A 2534-nucleotide genomic window follows, 5' to 3' on the forward strand; every position below is an offset into this window, starting at 1 on the left:
AAAAGTGGCTCCTCCTGCTGGGCTCGAACCAGCGACCTGCGGATTAACAGTCCGTCGCTCTACCAACTGAGCTAAGGAGGAATTATTCTTTTAAGATTTTTCTATTTAAAGAAAAAATGGTGCCGACTACCGGAATCGAACTGGTGACCTACTGATTACAAGTCAGTTGCTCTACCTACTGAGCTAAGTCGGCACACTGTATTCTTTGCTACAAGAGCATTTTTATTGTTCGTGCTAGGCACCAACAATGAATTAATTGTGGTGCCCGGAGGCGGAATCGAACCACCGACACGAGGATTTTCAATCCTCTGCTCTACCGACTGAGCTATCCGGGCGACGAGGTGTATTAAACGGTTTTTCGCGCCTTAGGTCAATAATAAAATTTAAATAAAAATATCGTTTGATGAAATTGTGGTCGGAGTGGGCTGTTTTTATGCATTTATGATCTTAATGTAAGTTAAGTCGAGCTTTCTAGGTACTTGTATGATGAGTTTGGTTGCTCAATAAATGCAAAGTAAACCTAAAGCACACTTGAAAATGTGCTCTAGGTTGACCAATTAGCTTTAAACTAGTGCTTTACGGAAAACTTATTTACCCAGTCCTCCAGTTCGTTTGCTAGTGTGCCTAAACTTGTTGTACTTGATTGACTTTCTGTGACGACTGAGTTCAACTGACATCCGCTCTCTTCTATGAGATTGATACGGTGTGCTATATCGTCACTCACTTGTGTCTGTTCCGCTGCTGCTGTTGCGATCTGTTGGCTCATGGCGGTAATTGATGCCAAGGAGGTGACTATCTGTTCTAGTGATTCTGAAGCACTTATTGACTCAGAAACTGTACTCTCACTGGTTTGTGCACAGACCTCCATTGTTTGTATCGCATTACGAGAGCCTTCCTGGAGGTTGGCAATCATATTCTGGATTTCTTTGGTACTATCTTGAGTTCGTCCGGCAAGGCTCCTTACTTCATCCGCTACTACCGCGAACCCCCTTCCTTGTTCTCCGGCTCTTGCAGCTTCAATCGCGGCATTCAGTGCTAGCAAGTTGGTTTGCTCTGCAATATCTCCAATCACATCTAACACTTTCACGATGTTATGTACGTCTTGGTCTAAATCCGAGACTGCTTTGCTCGCCGTATTAAGTTGAGAAGCAAGCCCCTGGATATTACTTACCGTGCTATGGATCAGAGATTGAGTCTGCTGACTTTGTTTGTCGGCCTCCTCTGTATTTTGTGCTGTATCATTTGCAGAGTTCGCGACTTGATTAGCTGAGGAGGCCATTTCAGTCATTGCTGTTGCTATCATCGCAGTAGATTGCTGCTGAGAGTGAGTTAAATCAGCAATGCTTCTTGACCGAGACTCTACTGCGGTCAGTTCGGAACGTAAAGCATGCATAGACTGGTCAAGGTTGCTCACCATTGTTGCCAAGGATTGACTCATGTTTTGCACAGCTTCATAGATGCTGCCTTTTACGGCGACAGTGTCAAAGCTGGTTTGAATATTGCCCGCAGCGACGGCTTGGACCGCGTTACGAACATCATTAGGCTCTCCACCTAATATGTTCAGCATTTTCCGTATGGCGATGATGAGGCTTGCTAGGATAGCGCCTGCTATGATCAAACAAAGCGCGAGTTGCCACTGCGCTGTAGCCCAAAAGCGAGCATTGACTTCATTAAATCCAATTCCCGTGCCAACGACCCAATTCCAGTGAGGGGTCTTAGATGCTATTGACAGTTTTTCTTCAGCGCTTCCGTCAGCTTGTGTTTGACTCCATGTATACTCAACAATTTGACCTGTTTTGCCGCCCAAAATATCGAGTATTAATTGTCCGACACTATTGCCATTGCTGTCTTTAAAGTCATGGAAGCTAGTGCCATGCAATTGAGGGTCGAGAGGGGCGGCGATAAACATCATGTTTTCATCAGCAACATAAACATACTCATTGTCTTTATAAATATTATTGCGAAGTAAACGCGTGGCTAACGCTTTGGCTTCATCTTCAGGCATCTCACCATCTGCTGCCATCTTTTCCACTTCAGTGAGTATGCTATATGCACTGTTGAATAGTTCGGTAACACGAGATTTGTTATCGATATTACTTGCTACCCTTAACGTCCATAAACCTGTAGCGGTCAAGGCTAGCAAGGCGAAGAGTATGATCGCAGACAGGACGTAGGCTTGAGTTTTTAATTTCATATAAGGCTCATAAAATATTTATTGATAATAAAATAGACAAGGTCATCTTATTGAAGAAGAAGAGTTACGCCTACAAACACGTACTCAAAGTATGAGATGGATTAAATTTTTATCGCAAAATAAGTATTTTGCCGAAACGGGTTTTATATTCGGAGATGATAGAAAGGAATGAAATAGTCTGAAAAGTGAGTCGAAGTAAGGGGCTAATAGAAGTGAATAAAAAAGCCGTATCAGATGATACGGCTTTTAAAAGTGGCTCCTCCTGCTGGGCTCGAACCAGCGACCTGCGGATTAACAGTCCGTCGCTCTACCAACTGAGCTAAGGAGGAATTATTCTTTT

Annotated in this window: 1 protein-coding gene and 4 tRNA genes; all 5 read right to left on the reverse strand. The window is 43.5% G+C overall.

What is annotated here, in order from left to right:
- Positions 1-5: 5 nt before the first annotated feature.
- Positions 6-81 (reverse strand) — tRNA-Asn (locus SU60_RS18915).
- Positions 82-117: 36 nt separating this feature from the next.
- Positions 118-193 (reverse strand) — tRNA-Thr (locus SU60_RS18920).
- 66 nt (positions 194-259) lie between these two features.
- A tRNA-Phe gene (locus SU60_RS18925) sits at positions 260-335 on the reverse strand.
- A gap of 233 nt (positions 336-568) precedes the next feature.
- Positions 569-2194, reverse strand: a complete 1626-nt coding sequence (locus SU60_RS18930) for a methyl-accepting chemotaxis protein (RefSeq protein WP_041156885.1) — start codon at positions 2192-2194, stop codon at positions 569-571.
- A gap of 253 nt (positions 2195-2447) precedes the next feature.
- Positions 2448-2523 (reverse strand) — tRNA-Asn (locus SU60_RS18935).
- Positions 2524-2534 lie beyond the last annotated feature (11 nt).

It is taken from the genome of Vibrio mytili (assembly GCF_000830505.1).
Taxonomy (GTDB): Bacteria; Pseudomonadota; Gammaproteobacteria; order Enterobacterales; family Vibrionaceae; genus Vibrio; species Vibrio mytili.